General features: G+C 56.1%; 16 protein-coding genes. 6 read left to right on the top strand and 10 right to left on the bottom strand.

Features of this window, described 5'->3' with window-relative positions:
- Positions 1 to 28: 28 nt before the first annotated feature.
- Together dapD and ECL_RS04675 are read left to right on the top strand one after the other, a co-directional pair.
- The gene (gene dapD, locus ECL_RS04680) at positions 29 to 853 is read left to right on the top strand and encodes a 2,3,4,5-tetrahydropyridine-2,6-dicarboxylate N-succinyltransferase (protein ID WP_013095650.1); all 825 of its coding nucleotides are present in this window, start codon (positions 29 to 31) and stop codon (positions 851 to 853) included.
- A gap of 111 nt (positions 854 to 964) precedes the next feature.
- Complete coding sequence (locus ECL_RS04675) at positions 965 to 1,354, top strand: DUF3461 family protein (protein ID WP_008501916.1); 390 nt, start codon at positions 965 to 967, stop codon at positions 1,352 to 1,354.
- Positions 1,355 to 1,458: 104 nt separating this feature from the next.
- Here ECL_RS04675 and cdaR read toward each other — a convergent pair whose 3' ends face one another.
- From cdaR to dgt, 3 genes are all read right to left on the bottom strand, one after another.
- The gene (gene cdaR, locus ECL_RS04670; RefSeq protein WP_013095649.1) at positions 1,459 to 2,616 is read right to left on the bottom strand and encodes a DNA-binding transcriptional regulator CdaR; all 1,158 of its coding nucleotides are present in this window, start codon (positions 2,614 to 2,616) and stop codon (positions 1,459 to 1,461) included.
- Between the two features lie 153 nt (positions 2,617 to 2,769).
- Positions 2,770 to 4,206: a serine endoprotease DegP gene (gene degP, locus ECL_RS04665; RefSeq protein WP_013095648.1), complete on the bottom strand. Its 1,437-nt coding sequence runs from the start codon at positions 4,204 to 4,206 to the stop codon at positions 2,770 to 2,772.
- Positions 4,207 to 4,337: 131 nt separating this feature from the next.
- Complete coding sequence (gene dgt / locus ECL_RS04660) at positions 4,338 to 5,852, bottom strand: dGTPase (protein ID WP_013095647.1); 1,515 nt, start codon at positions 5,850 to 5,852, stop codon at positions 4,338 to 4,340.
- Between the two features lie 82 nt (positions 5,853 to 5,934).
- On the opposite strand from dgt, the gene mtnN reads away from it, so the two are divergent.
- Genes mtnN through ECL_RS04645 form a run of 3 tightly spaced genes read left to right on the top strand, consistent with a single transcriptional unit; the run spans position 5,935 to position 8,077 of the window.
- A complete protein-coding gene (gene mtnN, locus ECL_RS04655) occupies positions 5,935 to 6,633 on the top strand; it encodes a 5'-methylthioadenosine/S-adenosylhomocysteine nucleosidase (protein ID WP_013095646.1) in 699 nt (232 codons plus the stop codon).
- The gene (gene btuF, locus ECL_RS04650; protein WP_013095645.1) at positions 6,626 to 7,426 is read left to right on the top strand and encodes a vitamin B12 ABC transporter substrate-binding protein BtuF; all 801 of its coding nucleotides are present in this window, start codon (positions 6,626 to 6,628) and stop codon (positions 7,424 to 7,426) included. The genes mtnN and btuF overlap by 8 nt, the downstream gene beginning before the upstream one ends.
- A 27-nt stretch (positions 7,427 to 7,453) precedes the next feature.
- Positions 7,454 to 8,077 (top strand): TRIC cation channel family protein, encoded by a 624-nt coding sequence (locus tag ECL_RS04645; RefSeq protein ID WP_013095644.1) that lies wholly within the window; start codon positions 7,454 to 7,456, stop codon positions 8,075 to 8,077.
- 93 nt (positions 8,078 to 8,170) lie between these two features.
- Here ECL_RS04645 and erpA read toward each other — a convergent pair whose 3' ends face one another.
- Positions 8,171 to 8,515 carry an iron-sulfur cluster insertion protein ErpA gene (gene erpA / locus ECL_RS04640; protein WP_013095643.1) on the bottom strand — a complete coding sequence of 115 codons (345 nt, stop codon included), beginning with the start codon at positions 8,513 to 8,515 and terminating at the stop codon, positions 8,171 to 8,173.
- 85 nt (positions 8,516 to 8,600) lie between these two features.
- Entirely contained in the window at positions 8,601 to 10,001 is a 1,401-nt protein-coding gene (gene clcA / locus ECL_RS04635; protein ID WP_023620753.1) for a H(+)/Cl(-) exchange transporter ClcA, read from the bottom strand.
- A gap of 177 nt (positions 10,002 to 10,178) precedes the next feature.
- On the opposite strand from clcA, the gene hemL reads away from it, so the two are divergent.
- On the top strand, positions 10,179 to 11,459 hold the full coding sequence (gene hemL / locus ECL_RS04630) for a glutamate-1-semialdehyde 2,1-aminomutase (RefSeq protein WP_013095641.1): 1,281 nt from the start codon (positions 10,179 to 10,181) through the stop codon (positions 11,457 to 11,459).
- 95 nt (positions 11,460 to 11,554) lie between these two features.
- On the opposite strand, the gene fhuB is transcribed toward hemL, so the two are convergent.
- The 5 genes from fhuB to mrcB form a co-directional block, all read right to left on the bottom strand.
- Positions 11,555 to 13,537, bottom strand: coding sequence for a Fe(3+)-hydroxamate ABC transporter permease FhuB (gene fhuB, locus ECL_RS04625; RefSeq protein ID WP_013095640.1), 1,983 nt, complete (start codon positions 13,535 to 13,537; stop codon positions 11,555 to 11,557).
- Complete coding sequence (gene fhuD / locus ECL_RS04620) at positions 13,534 to 14,424, bottom strand: Fe(3+)-hydroxamate ABC transporter substrate-binding protein FhuD (RefSeq protein WP_013095639.1); 891 nt, start codon at positions 14,422 to 14,424, stop codon at positions 13,534 to 13,536. Before fhuD ends, fhuB begins: the two co-directional genes overlap by 4 nt.
- On the bottom strand, positions 14,424 to 15,221 hold the full coding sequence (gene fhuC / locus ECL_RS04615) for a Fe3+-hydroxamate ABC transporter ATP-binding protein FhuC (RefSeq protein WP_023620747.1): 798 nt from the start codon (positions 15,219 to 15,221) through the stop codon (positions 14,424 to 14,426). The genes fhuD and fhuC overlap by 1 nt, the downstream gene beginning before the upstream one ends.
- Positions 15,222 to 15,271: 50 nt before the next feature.
- Positions 15,272 to 17,521, bottom strand: coding sequence for a ferrichrome porin FhuA (gene fhuA / locus ECL_RS04610; protein ID WP_013095637.1), 2,250 nt, complete (start codon positions 17,519 to 17,521; stop codon positions 15,272 to 15,274).
- 231 nt (positions 17,522 to 17,752) lie between these two features.
- Positions 17,753 to 20,278: a bifunctional glycosyl transferase/transpeptidase gene (gene mrcB, locus ECL_RS04605; protein WP_013095636.1), complete on the bottom strand. Its 2,526-nt coding sequence runs from the start codon at positions 20,276 to 20,278 to the stop codon at positions 17,753 to 17,755.
- Positions 20,279 to 20,407: the final 129 nt, after the last annotated feature.

The raw sequence follows: 20,407 nt of genomic DNA, 5'->3' as shown, positions 1-20,407 counted from the left end.
TTTTTTAGTGAAATGGAAAGAGTAAACAATGCAGCAGTTACAGAACGTTATTGAGTCCGCTTTTGAGCGTCGCGCCGAGATTACCCCGGCAAATGTGGATACCGTTACCCGCGAAGCGGTTAACCAGGTGATTTCTCTGCTGGATTCCGGCGCGCTGCGTGTAGCAGAAAAAATCGACGGTCAGTGGGTCACTCATCAATGGCTGAAGAAAGCCGTGCTGCTCTCTTTCCGTATCAACGATAACCAGGTTATCGACGGAGCTGAAAGCCGCTACTTCGATAAAGTGCCAATGAAATTCGCTGATTACGACGAAGCGCGTTTCCAGAAAGAAGGCTTCCGCGTAGTGCCACCTGCTGCGGTGCGTCAGGGCGCGTTCATCGCCCGTAACACCGTACTGATGCCATCCTACGTAAACATCGGTGCCTATGTAGACGAAGGTACCATGGTGGATACCTGGGCTACCGTGGGCTCCTGCGCGCAGATCGGTAAAAACGTTCACCTGTCCGGCGGCGTCGGCATCGGTGGCGTACTGGAACCCCTGCAGGCTAACCCAACCATCATCGAAGACAATTGCTTCATCGGCGCGCGCTCTGAAGTGGTAGAAGGCGTGATCGTTGAAGAAGGCTCAGTAATCTCTATGGGCGTTTACATCGGTCAGAGCACCCGTATTTATGACCGTGAAACCGGCGAAATCCATTACGGCCGTGTTCCGGCAGGCTCCGTGGTTGTTTCCGGCAACCTGCCGTCTAAAGATGGTAAGTACAGCCTGTACTGTGCGGTTATCGTGAAGAAAGTGGACGCGAAAACCCGCGGTAAAGTGGGCATCAACGAATTGCTGCGCACCATCGATTAATCGGATATAACAAAAAGCGGGGGCAACCCCGCTTTTTTCATATCTGAGGGTGGCGAAAATAGATTTTTTCGTTAATTATTCAAAGGTTATGTTGAGATCAAGGGTACCGCTATGTACGATAATCTGAAAAGTCTGGGCATTACCAATCCTGATGAAATTGATCGTTACAGCCTTCGCCAGGAAGCCAACAACGACATTTTAAAAATCTATTTTCACAAGGACAAAGGAGAGTTTTTCGCCAAGAGCGTGAAGTTTAAATATCCACGCCAGCGTAAGACCGTCGTCGCAGACGGTGTAGGACAGGGATACAAAGAGGTTCAGGAAATCAGCCCCAATCTGCGCTATGTGATCGATGAACTCGATCAGATCTGCCAGCGCGACCGTACCGAAGTCGATCTCAAGCGTAAGATCCTTGACGATCTGCGTCACCTTGAAAGCGTTGTGACTAATAAGATCAGCGAGATTGAAGCGGATCTTGAGAAATTAACGCGTAACAAATAAGTTGGGTGCGGCCTGATGCCCTCACCCCGGCCCTCTCCCACAGGGAGAGGGAGAAAACCATCATGTAGGCCGGGTAAGGCGAAGCCGCCACCCGGCAAACAGCATCATCGCTGTTCATCCAGCTGTAACGCCACATACAGCAGCAGTCTGTCGTCAAAACTTCCCAGATCCAGCCCTGTCAGCTCCGAAATCCGGTTGAGCCGATACTCCAGCGTGTTGCGGTGAATGAACAGCGCTTTCGACGTCGCCAGCGGCTGCACGTTATGCCGGAACCACGCCTGTAGCGTCCGGCGCAGCAGGCCATTGTTGTCCATCGCTTTCAGGCGCGCGAGCGGACGCGCCAGCTCATTGGCCTGCCAGCCACCGCGCAGGCTGTCGAGCAGTACCGGCAGCATCAGATCCTGATAAAAATAGCTGCGGCTTTCCGGCATTCGCTGTTTACCCACCATCATCGTGGTACGCGCCGTACGCCATGAGCGGGCGATACTGCCAGGCCCGGTAAAGTAATTCCCCAGGGCGACGCGAAAACGCAGCTGACCATTCTCTTTCATACGGGAAATTAACTGCTCCACACGACGACGGTGATCTTCCGCATCCCAGCGACCAAACGCATTAAGCGCCGGCTTGAGCACCACCATTTCCGTCAGGGATACAATCGCCACCAGATTGTCGCGCTCCGGCGTTGCCAGCGCGTTTTGTAGCTGCTGCAATTCAGCCATCGCGCTATCGACCCCCAGCTGGCCGCTATCCACCTCAATCACCGCCACGACGCGCGGTTGGTTCAGGTCAATACCCAGACGCTGCGCCCACTCGCTCAGCGCAGGCGTATGCTCCTCTGCCTGAATCAGATTCATCACCAGCTCTTCGCGCAGACGGCTGTCCTGGGCCAGCAGGTGCATCAGGCGCGACTGCTCCAGCATCATCTCCGCCGTCATGCAGACCAGCTCGCCATATTTACGCAGTGATTCGGGTTCACCGGTCAGGCCTATTACGCCAACAATTTCCCCTTCAAGACGCAGCGGTAAATTGATGCCCTGACGGACGCCGTGCAGGTGTTTCGCCACGGCATCATCGATATCCACGACCCGCCCCTGGGAAAGCACCAGCAGTGCACCTTCGTGCAATTCCCCAATACGCTCGCGATCGCCGCTGCCAATAATGCGCCCGCGGGCATCCATTACGTTGATATTGGTATCGATGATGCGCATGGTGCGCGCCACGATATCCTGCGCCATTTTGGTATCAAGATGCCAGCCAGCCATGTAACCCTCCTGTGAGCAGAGCTCAAGCATAGGGGAGTTCGGTTACGGTCGCATTGTGCGAATGCACAAAATCAGGCAGTGAAGTATGGACTTGTGGGAAGGGTCACAGAAACAAAAAAGCCCCTGCTTACATCACGCAGGGGCTTACGAGGTTTACTGCATCAGGAGGTAGATAGAGGTATCACCACGCTGAATATTCAGCGCCAGCACGGATGGTTTGCTGTCGAGAATTTTACGCAGTTCAGCGATGTTTTTCACTGGCTGCTGGTTAGCACCCATAATCACATCACCTTTTTTCAGGCCGATACGGGCTGCCGGGGAATTCGCTTTCACGTTATTCACCACCACGCCTTTATCTGCACCTTTGTTGCTCATCTCCGCCCCTTCAATACCGCTGAAGATGGTGCTGGAATCAACCTGATTCTGGCTGCTCTGCTGCAGCTCCAGACTCACGTTAACCGCCTTACCGTCACGCAGCAGGCCAAGGGTAACTTTGCTGCCAATTGGCATTGAGCCCACTTCGGCACGCAGGGCGGCAAAGCTGCTGATCGGTTTACCGTTCAGGGAGGTGATCACATCCCCGGCTTTAATCCCCGCTTTTGCTGCGGAGGAGTTAGGCATAACCTGGCTCACGAACGCGCCGCGCTGGGCGTCAACTTTCATCGCTTTCGCCAGCTCAGAGTTCAGCTCAGTACCCATGATACCCAGCTCACCGCGTTTCACCTGGCCGTACTGCACCATCTGCGCGGTCAGGTTTTTCACCATATTACTTGGGATAGCAAAACCGATACCGATGTTGCCGCCGTCCGGTGCCAGGATGGCAGTGTTAATACCAATCAGCTCACCGTTCAGGTTCACCAGCGCACCGCCGGAGTTACCGCGGTTGATCGCCGCATCCGTCTGGATGAAGTTTTCATAGTTCTCCGCGTTCAGACCGCTACGGCCCAGCGCTGAAACAATCCCCGAGGTCACGGTTTCGCCCAGACCGAACGGGTTACCGATGGCCACGGTGTAGTCACCGACACGCAGCGCGTCGGAGTCGGCAATTTTAATCGCCGTCAGGTTTTTAGGATCCTGAATCTGGATCAGTGCGATATCAGAGCGTGGGTCCTTGCCCACCACTTTGGCGTCAAATTTACGCCCGTCGCTCAGCTGAACCTTAATGCTGTTGGCGTTATCCACCACGTGGTTGTTGGTAACGACATACCCTTTCGCGGCATCAATAATAACCCCCGAGCCAAGCGCCATGAATTTCTGCTGCTGGCCGCCGCCCTGGCCGTCATCCCCTGCGCCACCGCCCTGACAGAACGGAGAACTCTGGAATGGCGAACCGTCCTGGCAGAACGGCGAGTTATCGCCGAAGAACTGCTGGAAGTTACGCGGCATACGCGGCGTATTGACGGTCGTGCTGCCCTCAACGTTAATACTCACCACCGATGGCATCACTTTTTCGAGCATCGGTGCCAGGCTTGGCATCTGCTGCGCGGTTGCTGCCGATGACGCGGTCTCGGCTGCAGTAGCAGTCAGAGGAGACAGCGCTAAACCTAAACTCAGAGCCAGTGCACTCATTGCTAATGTGGTTTTTTTCATGTTTCTCAATCTCGATTTACAGATAACGCAAAATTGCTGTGTAACTCAGATTCGTTTTATACCGCTTAGTTCCGGCGATAAGTTTATGGAAAAAGTAAAAATTTATTGGTCGTCTTTACAAAACTCCGGGATTATTCCACCGCCATCAGCTTGCGGTACTCATCCCAGGCATACAAATCGGTCATTCCGCTGATATAGTCCTGGATGAGACGACAGCGATAATAATATTCGAGCACCGGCCACTGCGGTGAGTGGCGATCCAGTTTGCCGATGGCTTCAACGTAAGCCAGACGATGACGGGTAGAAAGTTTCTGATAAAGCCGGGACTCAATCGGTATTCGTCGCACGCGCTCTTGTTCCACCAGCTCGCTGAATTCATCGACCGACAATTGCAGCAGAGGGCGATATATTTCCAGTAAGCCGCTGATAACCCGGTATCCCTGCAGCTCTAACTGTTCGACATCGGGGTGGCTGAATACATGACGCATCGCGACATGTTTATATAACTCAAGCAACTGGCTGAAGCTACTGTCATCCTCCAGCAAGGCATGATTGAACTCGCCGCTAAAAATCATCGGCAAATTATCAATAAAGCGCGAGGCGGCGTAAGGCACCAGTTTATTTAATGTATTGACCCGCAAATACATAAAGAACTGATCTTCGGTGCTCCGGCTTAATGTATTTGCACGCGATTTTTCCCAGGCATTTTCGACCACTTGGGCAAACAGCGAACCTTTTTCATGTTTCCCCCATGCATCATAAAGATGCTGATAAAGCTCCTCGACGCTAAATATTCTTTTTTCAACCGCGTCTTCCAGGTCAGCAACGCAATAGGAGATGTCATCGGCGGCTTCCATAATCCACGTCAACGGGAAGCGGCCATTTGCAGTCAATGAAAGTTCTTTACGTAACCGCTCAATATAGGCCTCTTCGGAGAGGTAATAGCCCGGCTTTTTCATCAGATAGCTGTGCGAAGCGGGCGTTTCGCCCATCCACCAGGCGGGACGGGTATATTTGAGGATGCATCCCACCTGTGCCCAGGTCAGATTCATGCGCATCAGGGAGTGCACCAGCCGTATCCCCTGCGCATTGCCTTCAAAATGACAGAGATCCTGACGCACTTTACGACGCAGATCGTTTAGCCCGTCTTCGCCTTCACGCAGGCGTAAATCCCGCACCACGCAGCGGTCATCACTGAGCGGCTGGCTGACGGCATCCGACGGGAAGAGTCGCTGCCTGAACCAGTCGTTGATCGCCGCCTCGCCAAAGTGACCAAACGGGGGATTGCCGATGTCGTGCATCAGGCAGGCCATCTCAACAATACTCTCAAAGGGCCCGGTCAACTCATCCAGACCGTAGGTTTCCAGCAAGCGCTGCTCTTTGAGACGGCTTAAAATCTCTTTGGCAATGTAGCGCCCCACCTGCTGAACTTCCATTGAGTGGGTAAGGCGTGTGCGCACGGCAGCGTTACGCTCAAGCGGAAACACCTGGGTCTTTTGCTGCAGACGACGAATGGCAGGCGAGTTAATGATCCGCCCGCGATCGCTTTCGAAGATACGCAGGATCTCATGTTCGCTCTTTTCACCCTGCGGCGAACGGAAACGTCGGTGCCAGTTAATTTTGGTGCGAAAATCGATCTGTGACATGTGCTCCCCCGCGTGAGAATGCGTTTCCCCTTAAGCGCATGATAGACTATGCATCTTAACAAGGCACATCGCGAGTAAATCTATGAAAATCGGCATTATTGGTGCAATGGAAGAAGAAGTTACGCTGCTGCGTGACAAAATTGAGAACCGTCAGACTCTCTCTCTGGGGGGTTGTGAGATCTATACCGGTCAACTGAACGGTGTTGACGTGGCTCTGCTGAAATCAGGCATCGGTAAGGTTGCTGCTGCGCTGGGCGCAACGCTGTTGCTTGAGCGCTGTAAGCCAGACGTGATCGTTAACACCGGCTCTGCAGGCGGTCTGGCACCGACCCTGAAAGTGGGTGATATCGTCGTCTCCGATGAAGCGCGTTACCACGATGCAGACGTTACCGCATTCGGCTACGAATACGGTCAGCTTCCAGGTTGCCCGGCTGGCTTTAAGGCCGACGATAAGCTGGTTGCGGCGGCAGAAGAGTGCATTGCTGAGCTGAACCTCAACGCCGTACGCGGCCTGATTGTGAGCGGTGATGCCTTCATCAATGGCTCCGTCGGCCTGGCAAAAATCCGTCACAACTTCCCGCAGGCTATCGCCGTTGAGATGGAAGCGACCGCGATTGCCCACGTTTGCCATAATTTCAACGTCCCGTTCGTGGTGGTCCGCGCCATCTCTGACGTGGCCGATCAGCAGTCTCATATCAGCTTCGACGAATTCCTGGTTGTCGCGGCAAAACAGTCCACCGTGATGGTGGAGAGCCTTGTGCAGAAACTGGCTCGTGGCTAAACATGCCATCAGGGCGCTGGTCGCCCTGCTTCTGCTCGCACCGGCCTGGCTCTGCGCCGCGCCGCGTGTGATTACCCTCTCCCCCGCTAACACCGAACTGGCGTTTGCCGCCGGTATCACCCCGGTTGGTGTAAGCAGCTTTTCCAATTACCCACCCCAGGCCGCACAAATTGAACAGGTCGCAACCTGGCAAGGGATGAACCTTGAGCGCATCGTGGCGCTTAAGCCCGATCTCGTGCTCGCCTGGCGTGGCGGCAATGCAGAGCGGCAGGTTAATCAACTGATGTCGCTTGGGATCAAGGTCATGTGGGTGGATGCCGTGAGCATTGAGCAGGTCGCGCAGGCGTTACGCGCTCTGGCGCCCTACAGCCCAACCCCGGCCAAGGCCGAGGATGCGGCAAAACAACTGCTCAGCGACTATGCGGCACTCAAAGCAAAATACGATACCCCCGTTAAAAAGCGCATCTTTCTGCAGTTTGGCAGCCAGCCGCTGTTCACCACCGGGAAAGGCTCCATTCAGAATCAGGTCCTGGAAGTGTGCGGCGGAGAAAATATCTTTGCGGCCAGCCGAATACCGTGGCCTCAGGTCAGCCGGGAACAGGTTCTTGCTCGCCGACCACAGGCGATCGTTGTGGTCGGAAATGCGAGCGAGATTCCTAAAATTGAACAATTCTGGCAAAGCCAGCTAAAAATTCCGGTGATCCCTCTCACCAGCGACTGGTTTGAACGCGCCAGCCCGCGTATTATCCTCGCCGCAAAACAACTCTGTGCCGCACTGGCCGAGAGTCATTAACATAAGACCCCCTTCGAGGATTTAACGATGCTCGTTTATTGGCTGGATATTCTTGGCACAGCCGTTTTTGCTATCTCCGGCGTCCTGCTCGCCGGAAAGCTGCGCATGGATCCGTTTGGCGTGCTGGTGCTTGGCGTGGTGACCGCCGTAGGCGGTGGAACGATCCGCGATATGGCGCTGGATAATGGCCCGGTATTTTGGGTGAAAGATCCCACCGATCTGGTGGTGGCGATGGTCACCTGCCTGTTAACCATCGTGCTGGTTCGCCAGCCCCGCCGCTTACCAAAATGGATCCTCCCGGTGCTGGATGCCGTCGGGCTGGCTGTGTTTGTCGGCATTGGGGTGAATAAAGCCTTTAATGCGGGTACAGGGCCCATGGTTGCCATCTGCATGGGCGTACTGACTGGCGTAGGCGGCGGGATTATTCGCGATATTCTGGCACGAGAAGTGCCGATGATCCTGCGTACCGAAATCTATGCTACGGCCTGCATTATTGGCGGGATTGTACACGCCACGGCGTACTATACCTTTGCGATACCGCTGGAAAATTCAGCCATGCTGGGAATGGTGGTGACGCTGGCGATACGTCTGGCGGCGATACGCTGGCACCTTAAATTGCCGACGTTCGCGCTGGATGAGAATGGAAGATAAACGCAAAACGGTAACCGCAAGGTTACCGTTTTTAATCTTTTCTCCCTCTCCCGGTGGGAGAGGGCCGGTGTGAGGGCATCAGCCCGCCCCCGCTTAAATACTGAACGAAGACCCACACCCGCAGGTGCTGGTGGCATTTGGGTTCGTCACCACAAAGCGTGAACCTTCCAGACCTTCTGTGTAATCTACCGAACCGCCCACCAGATATTGCAGGCTCATCGGGTCAACCACCAGCGCGACGCCCTGTTTCTCGATAGTCATATCGCCGTCGTTAACCTGGTCGTCAAAGGTAAAACCATACTGGAAGCCGCTGCAGCCGCCACCGGTAATATAGACACGCAGTTTCAGATCCGGATTGTCTTCGTCGGCAATCAGGGTTTTCACTTTGTTGGCTGCTGCTTCGGTAAACTCCAGCGGCAACGCTACGTCATCACTCATCTTATGCTCCCATGAATACTGCTACTGCAATTGGGTAAAATTCACCCAATTCTTTTTGTCATTATCTAATACCCTGGTAATTCATTCAAGTATTCTGCATTGCGGCCCGTTCTGCCTCCTGCTTCGCCAGGGTGCGTGCAAGAATGGTGGAGTATAGCGGTTTTCCACCCAGGAATTGGGCTAATAGTGTCGCGCCGAGACAGGTAATGATCATTGGCAAAATGAGCTGGTAATTATCCGTCATCTCCAGCACCAGCACGATGCCGGTCAGCGGCGCGCGCAGGGAGGCCGCCAGCAGCGCCCCCATTCCGGCAACGGCAAAGGTGCCCGCATCCAGATGGTATGCCGGAAAACTGACCTCAGCGGCCATGCCAAAGGCAGTACCAAGCAGCGTTCCCAGCGCCAGCATCGGGGCAAAGATACCGCCAGGCGCACCGGAGGAAAAACAGAGCACCGTCGTGATGACGCGAGAAATAAACATAAACAGAAGCAGACCCACGCTGAAGTTGCCCGCAGCCGCAATCGGGATCAGCCCGAACCCGCCCCCCGCCGCGTTCGGCTCAATGAACCCCAGCACGCCGCACAGGCCGCCCAGCAGACCGCCCATCAACACCCACTTCGTGGTATTCCCGCCGTGGATGCGCTGGAACATATCCTGCATACGCAGAATAAAAGTGTTAAACAGCGGGCCGACTATGCCGAATATCATGCCGAGGATCAGGTACAGCCACAGCGTGTTGACCGGCGCATTGGTCAGTTTGCCCACTTCGATCACCGGGCTTTCGCCATTGAAAATGCGAAACACAATGCTCGACATGATCACACCGGTAAAGACCGCTTTGATCGAGATAAGGTTGTAACGGAACTGGGCGCGCATCTCTTCGATGATAAACAGGATCCCCGCCAGCGGCGCGTTAAACGCCGCCGAAAGCCCCGCTGCGGCACCTGTCGCCAGCAGCGTATGGCGCGCTTCCGCGCTGCGCATCCGGAACAGATCCCCCACCATGCGCCCGACGTTCCCGCCCAACTGCACGGTTGGCCCCTCTCGGCCCAGTACCATACCCGCACCAAGCGTTCCCATGCCGCCGATAAACTTCACCGGGATGACGCGCCACCAGCGCACCGGACGCAGCTCTTCCAGCGCGCCTTCAATTTCAGGGATCCCGGAACCGCCCGCTTCCGGCGCAAATTTACGCACCAGAAAGTAGCCCACCATGGCAAATAGCGCGGACAACCCGAACGCCCAGACCCAGACCAGCCATCCTTTGTCGGCGAAACCGGCCACCGTACCAATACGCCAGTTCAGCACCGCATTGACTGCCTTTTCAAAGGCGACGCCCGCCAGCCCGGCGAGCGTACCGACTACAGCGGCGGCCAGTAAAATTGCCAGCGGTGTCTTATCGCGGTTAAGCAAGCGCCGGATGCTGATCCGGTGTTGCGCGCGTCGGAACTGTTGTTCTTCAAACGAGGGAGAGTCTGCTTTCATTACCATGTCTTTTCGTCATACAAATCGCCGCAGGGATTTTACCAGAGTGCGTCAGGTCGTCCCGTGAAAAATACTTAAAAATTGTTTAGCAATGAAAGGGGGCAAAAATTTCATTACCTTCCGCGGATCACTTAGAATAGTGTGCTTAATCATTTTATACGAACCAGGAACGACGCCATGAGCAAGTCTGAAAACCTCTACAGTGCAGCCCGCGAGCTTATCCCGGGCGGCGTGAACTCGCCTGTTCGCGCCTTTACCGGCGTAGGCGGAACGCCGCTGTTTATTGAACGTGCTGATGGCGCGTACCTGTTTGATGTCGACGGCAAGGCCTATATCGATTACGTCGGCTCCTGGGGCCCGATGGTGCTGGGTCACAACCACCCTGCCATCCGCAATGCGGTGATTGAAGCGGCCCAGCGCGGCCTGAGCTTCGGCGCGCCTACCGAGATGGAAGTCAAAATGGCGGAGCTGGTGACCGAGCTGGTGCCAACCATGGACATGGTGCGTATGGTGAACTCCGGTACCGAAGCCACCATGAGCGCTATTCGTCTGGCGCGCGGCTTTACCGGTCGCGACAAAATCATCAAGTTTGAAGGCTGCTACCACGGCCATGCGGACTGCCTGCTGGTGAAAGCGGGTTCCGGCGCACTGACCCTTGGTCAGCCAAACTCCCCGGGCGTACCGGTTGATTTCGCGAAACACACCCTCACCTGCACCTATAACGATCTGAACACCGTTCGTGCGGCATTCGAGCAGTATCCACAGGAGATCGCCTGCATCATCGTTGAGCCGGTTGCGGGCAACATGAACTGCATTCCACCGCAGCCCGATTTCCTGCCGGGCCTGCGCGCCCTGTGCGATGAATTTGGCGCGCTGCTGATTATCGACGAAGTGATGACCGGTTTCCGCGTCGCGCTCGCGGGTGCCCAGTCTTATTACGGCGTAGAGCCGGATCTGACCTGTCTCGGCAAAATCATCGGCGGCGGTATGCCAGTGGGCGCATTCGGGGGGCGCAAGGATGTGATGGAAGCCCTGGCACCAACGGGGCCGGTTTACCAGGCGGGTACGCTCTCCGGTAACCCGATTGCTATGGCGGCGGGCTTCGCCTGCCTGACAGAAGTCTCCCAGCCGGGCATTCACGAAACCCTGACTGAGCGCACGACGCAGCTGGCAAACGGTCTGCTGGAAGCGGCTGAAGAGGCGGGTATTCCGCTGGTGGTAAACCACGTGGGCGGGATGTTCGGGATCTTCTTCACGGAAGCCCAAACCGTGACAAGCTATCAGGACGTGGTGAAGTGCGACGTTGAACGCTTCAAGCGTTTCTTCCACCTGATGCTGGAAGAAGGCGTCTATCTGGCGCCGTCTGCTTTTGAAGCTGGCTTTATGTCCGTGGCGCACAGCGAAGAGGATATCAATAACACCATCGACGCGGCGCGTAAGGTGTTTGCGAAGTTGTAAGCACGTGCGGCGTGACGCCCTCACCCCACCCCTCAACCCACCGGGAGAGGGAGCAAACCCTAAAACGTCAATCTTAGGATTGACGTTTACTTTTATTACCGACTCTGCTTTCTCAACAGATAAATAAAATACGGCGCGCCGATAAAGGTCGACAGCAGACCTGCCGGGATCTGATACGGGAACAGCACCATTCTTCCGCACCAGTCCGCCACCACCAGCATCACCCCGCCCGTCAGGGCAGACATCACGATATGCGGCATCGTCCGACGGAATCCCATCATTCTGGCGATATGCGGCGCCATCAACCCAACAAAACTCAGTGGACCAATGGTCATGGTGGCCGTGGCCGTCAGGCACGCCGCCAGCAGTAACAGCGCGACGCGCGTTGGCGTTAACGCCATGCCGACCGCACGTGCGGTTTCGCCCCCCAGCGGCAGGATCGTCATCCAGCGGCGGCACAGAGGCACAATCGCCAGCAGCACGATCATCACGATCCCGGAATGCACCACCTGACTGCCGGTGGCGTTGTACGTTGAGCCGGAGATCCAGGTCAGGATCTTCGCCATCCGCGGATCGCCGCTCGCCTGCAACATCATCAGCAGCATGGTAAAGGCGGTGCTGAGCGCCATCCCGGCCAGCAGCATCCGGTGAGGCGAAAACCCGCCGCGGCCTGACGCAATCAGAATGATCATCAGCGTCACCGCCGCCCCGATGCTTCCGGCAGGCATCAGCCAGCCAAAGGCATTTCCCGGCACAAGGAACAGCATCAGCACCACGCCAAACGCGGCTCCCGAACTGATCCCCAGCACTTCCGGGCTGGCCATCGGGTTGCCGGTCAGGCGCTGGATAATACAGCCCGCGACCGCCAGCATCACCCCGGCAATCAACGCCGAGAGGATCCGCGGCCAGCGCCACTGCAGCAGTTCCTGGAGCAAATCGCCCGTTGCCCAGTGCCAGCCCGTCGCATCGCGCCCGAAAGCAAGCGCCACAAACGAGACGATGATCAGCACCGCCAGCCCGGCGAGGCTGAACCACAGCACCGACTGACGCTCGGCATAAACTTTATCCCCCGCGTCCATCGCGGGAGCGCTCATACTGCGCAGACGTGGCAACAGCCACAGCAACAGCGGCGCGCCAACCAGTGCCGTTACCGACCCGGTAGAGACTTCCATCCAGACGCGCGCCAGCCAGAGAATGATTTGATCGGAAAGCCAGAGGATCAGCGCTCCAATCAGTGGGGCCAGCAGCAGTCGCGCCAGCAGGCGACGCGCACCGAGCATTTTTGCCAGCAGCGGGGCAAACAGCCCGATAAAGCCGATAATCCCAACCGCATTAACCAGCAATGCGCTGAGGACGATCGCCAGCGTCAGCGCCGCCAGACGCGCCAGGGAGAGCGCCAGCCCCAGATTACGGGCTACGCCGTCATCCAGCCCCATCAGCGTCAGCGGACGTAACAACAGCAGCGTCAACATGGCGCCGCCAACAAGCTGCGGCCACAGACGCTGCACAATACTCCAGTCGGTCTGGGTCAGCGTGCCGGTACTCCACAGGAACATGCTTTGCAGCTGATCGTGATGAAACAGCACCAGCAGCTGGTTGATTGCCCCACAGTAGAGGCTCACCACCAGCCCTGCGAGGATCAGCGTCACTGGCGAGAGGCGTTTCCCCCACGCCACGCCGAAGACCAGCGCGCCTACCACGCACGCGCCTGCAAGCGCGGCAAACTGCGAGGTTAACGCGCCAGGCAGTGCCCACAGCGTGGTCACCGTGATCCCAAGCTGGGCACCGGTCGCGACGCCAAGCGTTGTAGGCTCGGCCAGCGGGTTACGCAAAACCTGCTGGAACAGGACGCCCACCAGCCCTAACCCGGCCCCGACCAGCAGCGAAATCGCCAGACGCGGCAGCAGGCTGTAGTGGAACAGCATTTGCTGAATATTATCGATATCCGGCGCAGCCAGGGCCGCGCCCCACTGCCCGCGCGGTAAGGCGGTCGAGAGGTTAAACCAGGTCAAAGCCAGCGCAGTCAGGAAAATCAGAGCCAGCAACAGCGCCGGGAAACGGGCAATACGCGTACTCATGCTTTTCCCCCCAGCGCGTTATCCAGCACCCGGGCGAAGTGCATGGCCGACAGCGTCGCGCCGTAGAACCAGACCGCCGGTGCACGCGTAAAGCGTTGCTCACGCACGAACGGCATCGCCTGCCACAACGGTGTCGCCATCAGCGCCTGCATTTCACGCTCGTTGCCGTGATCGAAGCACAGCACATCCACATCGCGGAACGCCGCCAGACGGTCGATACCGACGGCGGTGCTGCCCCAGAAGGTCATCTCCCCTTCCCAGGCATTAGGAATGCCAAAGCTATCGAGCACTTCCTGGAACAGACAGTTTTTGCCGAAGACCAGCATATGGCGCGCATCCAGCAGCGTCACCATCAGCAGCGGGCGGTCTCCGCGATGGGCAAAACGCGGCTTCAGGGCGTCAATCAGAGCATCAAACTCTGCGAAATGTTGTTTGGCTTCCGCCTCACGGTTGAGGAAATGCGCCATCTCGTTGATGGAGTTTTTCGCCATCGTCAGCGGTTTTTTACCGTCACTGAAGGAGAATCCCCGCCCAGGGGCAATACGCGCCATTGTCTCTTCTGACGGGCCATAACCCGCGGACCAGAACAGAAATGACGGCTTCATCTGCGTCAGCAGCTCAAGATTAGGCTCCGTACGCAGACCAATATCAATGACCGAATCGGGTAGCGCCGGCTCGTTCACCCACAGCCGGTAGTTGGGAATATCGGCCACGCCATACGGCGTGACGCCCAGCGCCATCATCAGTTCAACAGGCAGCCACTCCAGCGCCACAATACGGTGTGGATCGACGGCAGCAGCCCGCGCGAGGTTCATCTTTAACAGCAGCGGTGAAAGTGCCATGGCCGTCAGCAGGCGACGGCGGCTCAACAAGGTAGAATTCAGCATCAGTAAACAAAGCTCACCGGAGCAGCCCCGCCAGGATGAGGCAGGATCCCCATAGGAATACCGTAGATGTGTTCCAGCGTTTCGCTCCGCATCAGTTCAGACGGCGAACCCTCGGCAATCATCTCCCCGCCGCGAAGGGCGACAAGATAATCACAGTAGCGCGCCGCCATGTTGATATCGTGCAGCACCGCAATAACCGTCAGGCCACGCTGCTGGCTCAGGCGATGAACCAGCGCGAGAACATCAACCTGATGAGCGATATCCAGTGCGGAAGTGGGTTCGTCGAGCAGCAGGCAGCGGCTGTCCTGCGCGACCAGCATCGCAATCCACGCGCGCTGACGTTCGCCCCCGGAAAGGCTGTCGACCAGACGGTGCGCCAGCGGCTTTAATCCCACCAGCGCAATCGCTTCTTCCACTTTCTCTCTGTCGGCGACACCGAAGCGCCCGAGTGCGCCATGCCACGGATAACGCCCGATCGCCACCAGCTCACGCACCGTCATCCCTTCTGCCTGAGGCAATTGCTGCGGCAGATAGGCGACTTTGCGCGCAAAGGCTTTACTGCTCCAGCTCTCCAGAGGCTGTTCGTCCAGCAAAATATCCCCTTCAGAAGGCGGCTGATGACGGCCCAGCATTTTAAGTAACGTCGATTTACCGGAACCATTGTGACCAATCAGGCCGGTAACTTTACCTGCGGGGAACGTCAACGAGAGCGGATGCAGCAAGGTGCGCCCGGGAACACGAAAGGAGAGTTGATTGAGCGTAAAGGTGGTATCGGATTGCGTTTTATTATCCTGCATATCAGCCAACTTAAATAAAAAGGGCACGGCGAACCGTGCCCGAAGAGAGATTAGAAGCGGAAGGTCGCGGTAGCCACAACCTGACGCTCAGCACCCCAGAAGCAACCGTAGGTGTTAAAGCAGCTGGCAACGTACTCACGATCGAACAGATTGTTCACATGCAGCGCCACGTTTGACCCCGCCATGCCAACGCGTGCCAGATCGTACCTGACCAGCGCATCAACGACGGTGTAGCTGCCCACTTTGAAGGAGTTAGCCGGATCACCATAGCTTGAGCCCGTATAACGCACGCCGGTGCCCAGCGTCAGACCAGACAGCGGACCATCATACATTGTGTAATCACCCCATACAGATGCCATGTGTTTCGGCACCTGGGCTGGTGTGTTGCCTTTGTAGTTAGTATCTGTCGTGTATTCCGCATCGGTGTAGGTATAGGAGCCAACAACGTTAACGCTCGCAGAGAGGGCTGCTTTCGCTTCCAGCTCTACGCCACGGGCACGGATTTCACCACCTTCAACCGAGAAGAAAGAACCCGCCGGGTCCGCCATCAGGTTGTTAGTTTTGGTCAGCTGGTACAACGCACCGGTGACAACGATCGGACGATCGCTCGGAACGTATTTCACGCCCGCTTCGTATTGCTTGCCTTTAGATGGCGAGAACAGTTTACCCTGTGCATCAGTCTGCGAAGCCGGTTCAAACGATTCGCTGTAGCTAAAGTAAGGAGTTACACCGTTATCAAACAGGTAGTTAACACCGCCACGCCAGGTGAACTGGGTATCATCACGTTTGGAGGTGGTATTGGTCACACGGTTATAGGACTCCTGATCGGCCCAGTCATAACGACCGCCCAAGGTTACCAGCACTTTATCCCACTGCGCCTGATCCTGAACATACAGACCCGTCTGTTTCTGGCGATTAAGGATTTGATAAGGACCTGAATTAGCCGGATCTTTTGAACCGAAATCAAAATCGCTGTTCACAGGATTATAGAGATCCAGCAGCGGAACAGAATCGTCATAACCAAACCAGGAATTGATGTCATTCCGCATACGCATGAAGTCAACGCCAGTCAGCAGTATGTGGTCCACCTCGCCGGTAGAGAATTTGCTTTGCAACTGGGTATCAACGGTGAAGTTCTGCAATTTCTCATTATCGACAACATATTTACGCGCCAGATAATGGCCTTTATCAGCAGGCGCAAGCGCCGCACACTGTTTGTTGCCAGCATTTGCCGGATCGGTGCAGACGCCATAGCCGTAAACGCTGTTTTGCGAAGTTTTGTTCTCGGCAAAGCGCAGATTCTGACGCACGGTGAAGGTATCGTTAAATTCGTGGTCGAAGCTATACCCCACCATTTTCTGGTTCCGGGAATAGGTATTATTCTTCGCCCCTTCATTGAAGTTAGTCGGCAAACGCTCACCGTTTGGCAGTGGCTCCACTGTCCCCTCTTTTGGCAACCAGCCGTAGTAACCCGTTTCAGGCTCGTTCTGGAAATAAGAGAGGAAGGTAAATGTGGTTTTATCATCCGGACGCCATGAGAAAGATGGCGCGATAGCATAACGCTGCTCTTTCGCACGCTCCTGCTGAGCGTTATTTGAACGCGCAACCCCCGTTAAGCGATAAGAATAAACACCGTCGTCATCAATCGCATCGCTAAAGTCAAACCCGGTCTGGAACAGGCTATCCGTGCCCACTTTGAACTGGATCTCTTTCAGGGGATCGGTTGTTGGGCGCTTACTGACCATGTTCAGCAAACCGCCAGGGCTGCTTTTGCCGTACAGAACGGAAACCGGACCGCGCATGATCTCGGCGCGCTCCAGCATATAAGGATCAATAACGGCGTCGTTATAGAAGTTCCCCTGCATTTTCATGCCATCGAGGTAGTTATTTTGAGACTGACCATCGGCCGCAAAACCGCGAATAATCAAGTAGTCATAGGTGTTTGATGCACCACGGGTGCCTACCGCAACGCCAGGGGTGTAACTCAATGCTTCTTTAACCGAGCGCGGTTGATGCAGTGCCATCTCTTCGGCTGTTACCACTGAAATAGATTGCGGTACCTTTTGAATGGGGGTGTCCGTTTTGGTCCCGGTCGCGGATTGTCTTGCTGCGATGGTAGCAGCTGGCCCCCAGGCACTTTCCTGTGCAGCCGGAGCGGCAGTGACAGTGATGGTTTCTTCTTTTTTCGGGGTTTCGGCAGCATGGGTATAAGCAGACATGCCGGCAACCGCTGTGGCTACGACAACTGCGATTTTACGCAGCGACGTGTTAATTGGCTGAGCAGTATTGGAAAGCGCCATGGTGTATCTCTGATAGAAAAGTGAATGATAACGTAAACGAGAATTATTATTATGACCGCAGCATAATAGGCGAAACGTTGGCTGCATAGCAAGCAGGAAGCGGCCCTACGAGAATTAAGGGTTTAAGAAATAACCAGGAGAAAACGAAGGGTTAATCAGAATTAAAACGAGGGTTAATAAAATGGGGAAAACGGGTAAAAAAATCCCCCCTTTCGGGGGGACCTTGAACGGTTAGTTACCGCCGAACATATCTCTAATCCAGCCCGCGACACCGTCGCTGTCTTTCTTCTCGTTCTGCTGCTGCGGCTGTTGTTGCTGCGGCTGCTGAGGCTGAGAAGACTGGTCGAACGGGTTGCCCGTCGGCTGCTCTGGCTGACTCTGCTGGCACAGGGAATCCGGGTTCGTTGTCCAGACAGGCAAGGTACGCATACCGCCGCCACAGACAAAGTTTCCGGAACTGTCCACGCCCATATCCACGATATCCTCCGGCGCAACCAGGTTTAGCGGCACCGGAGACTGATTCGCCAGATAACGCTGGTAAATCGACATCGCCCCGCTCGCACCATACAGTTTGGTTGGCTGGTTGTTGTCGCGGCCCACCCAGGTGATCACCACTTCACGACCATCGATACCGGCAAACCAGGTATCGACGTTGTTGTTGGTCGTCCCGGTTTTGCCCGCCAGATGCAGGCCCGGATACTTCGCCCCCAGCTGACGGCCGGTACCACGCTGCACAACCTGCTGCATCGTCCACAGCGTCATGTAGGCTGCCTGCGCCGGAACGGCGCGTTCCGCCTGCGGGAAGCTCTGATACAGCACGGAGCCATCTTCGGCAATCACCGAGCGCAGGGCTGACAGCGGTGCACGGTTACCACCGCTGGCAATGGTCTGGAACGCCTGTGCCACTTCGATTGGCGTTAGGTTTAACGCCCCCAGGATCATGGCTGGCACAGGGTGCAGCTGATCTTTAGCGACGCCCAGCTTCTGCCAGGTATCAACTATCGCAGGCAGACCCAGTGCCATCCCAAGGTTTACCGTCGGCACGTTCATGGAGCGGGTCAACGCATCCACCAGCATTACCTGGCCGCTGAACTGTTTATCATCGTTCTGCGGTGACCAGACCTGGCCGTTAGGCTGACGCAGGGAGATCGGCGCGTCGGCAATCCAGGTATTCAGGCGATACAGATTTGGCTGGCTCAGGGCAGTGAGATAGGTTGCTGGCTTCGCCAGTGAACCGATCGAACGACGCGCCTGCATAGCACGGTTGTAACCTGCAAACTGCGGCTCAGCCCCGCCCACCATCGCACGGACTTCACCCGTGTTACGGTCAACCACCACCATCGCGGTTTCCAGATCGCTCAGCTTACGCTGTTTCTTCAGCGCCGGAATGCCCTCAACGGCCGCTTTTTCTGCCGCATCCTGCGCCACGGAGTCAAAGGTGGTAAAGATCTTCACGCCGGAGAGATCTTTCACTTTATCACCGAGCTTGCTCTGCAGCTCCTGACGCACCAGCTGCATAAACGCAGGCTGAGGCGAAATCACACCGCCGCGCGGCTGGACGCCAAGCGGACGTGCGCTCAGCATGTCGTACAGCTCCTGGTCAATCACCTGCTGTTGTTGCAGCAGACGCAGCACCAGGTTACGACGCTCCAGCGCCAGTTTCGGGTTACGCCACGGGTTATAGATGGACGCCCCTTTCACCATACCCACCAGCAGCGCCTGCTGGTCCAGGCTCAGCTCTTCCACCGGACGGCCAAAGTAGTACAGGCTCGCCAGCGGGAAACCGCGGATTTCGTTATCACCGCTCTGACCGAGATAGACCTCGTTCATATACAGCTCAAGGATACGATCCTTGCTGTAACGCGCATCCATCAGCACGGCCATGTACGCTTCGTTGGCTTTACGCCAGTAAGAGCGCTCGCTGGAGAGGAAAAGGTTCTTCACCAGCTGCTGGGTAAGCGTACTTGCCCCCTGTACCGTACGGCCCGCCGTCAGGTTGGCCAGCACCGCACGACCAATGGAGTAGAGGCTGATACCATCGTGCTCGTAGAAGTGACGGTCTTCGGTTGCCAGCAGCGTGTCCACCAGCAGGTCCGGGAAACCGTTACGGGCGACGAACAGACGCTGTTCACCGTTCGCCGAAGAGAGCATGGTGATAAGACGCGGATCGAGACGGAAGAAACCGAACTGGCGGTTGTTATCCATGTTCTCGATGGTTTCCAGACGATCGCCGTCAAAGGTCAGACGCGCACGCACCTGCCCCTCTTTGCTGTCCGGGAAATCGAACGGACGACGGATCATCTCAATGCTTTTCGCCTGCACGGTAAATTCGCCAGGACGCGTCATTTTCGACACCTGACGATACTGGGTGGCCTCCAGCAGTTTCACCATCTCGTTCTTACTGATCGACATGTCAGGCTCAAGGTTCACCATGCGGCCATACACTGCCGCCGGCAATTGCCAGACTTTTCCGTCGATACGGCTGCGGATCTTCTGATCCAGATAAACGCCGTAGATCGCCATCAGTACAACAAAAACAATGAACAGCTTCAGCAGCAGCCAGAACCAGCCGCGTTTACCCCGAGGCTTACGCCCTTTGCCTTTTCCTTTACGCGGCATCGGTTCTTCATCCTCATAATCGTCTTCATAGTCATCGTCATAATCCTCATCTCTGAGGCGACGACGGCTCACCTTTTCTTTGGCCGGACGCGTTGGTTTTCCCTTACGCCCAATTGGCTCGCGGTCATTCCCCGCCATGCTTTTTCTCCGCAACGTTCAGGCGCAAAGGCCCGATTCTCATTTCTTCCACTGACCTGTGAAAGAAGAAATCTCTCAAAATTGCTTTTCTCCCTCTCCCTGTGGGAGAGGGTCGGGGTGAGGGCATCA

This window comes from Enterobacter cloacae subsp. cloacae ATCC 13047 (assembly GCF_000025565.1).
Taxonomy (GTDB): domain Bacteria; phylum Pseudomonadota; class Gammaproteobacteria; order Enterobacterales; family Enterobacteriaceae; genus Enterobacter; species Enterobacter cloacae.
This window is presented reverse-complemented; position numbering and strand designations above follow the sequence as displayed.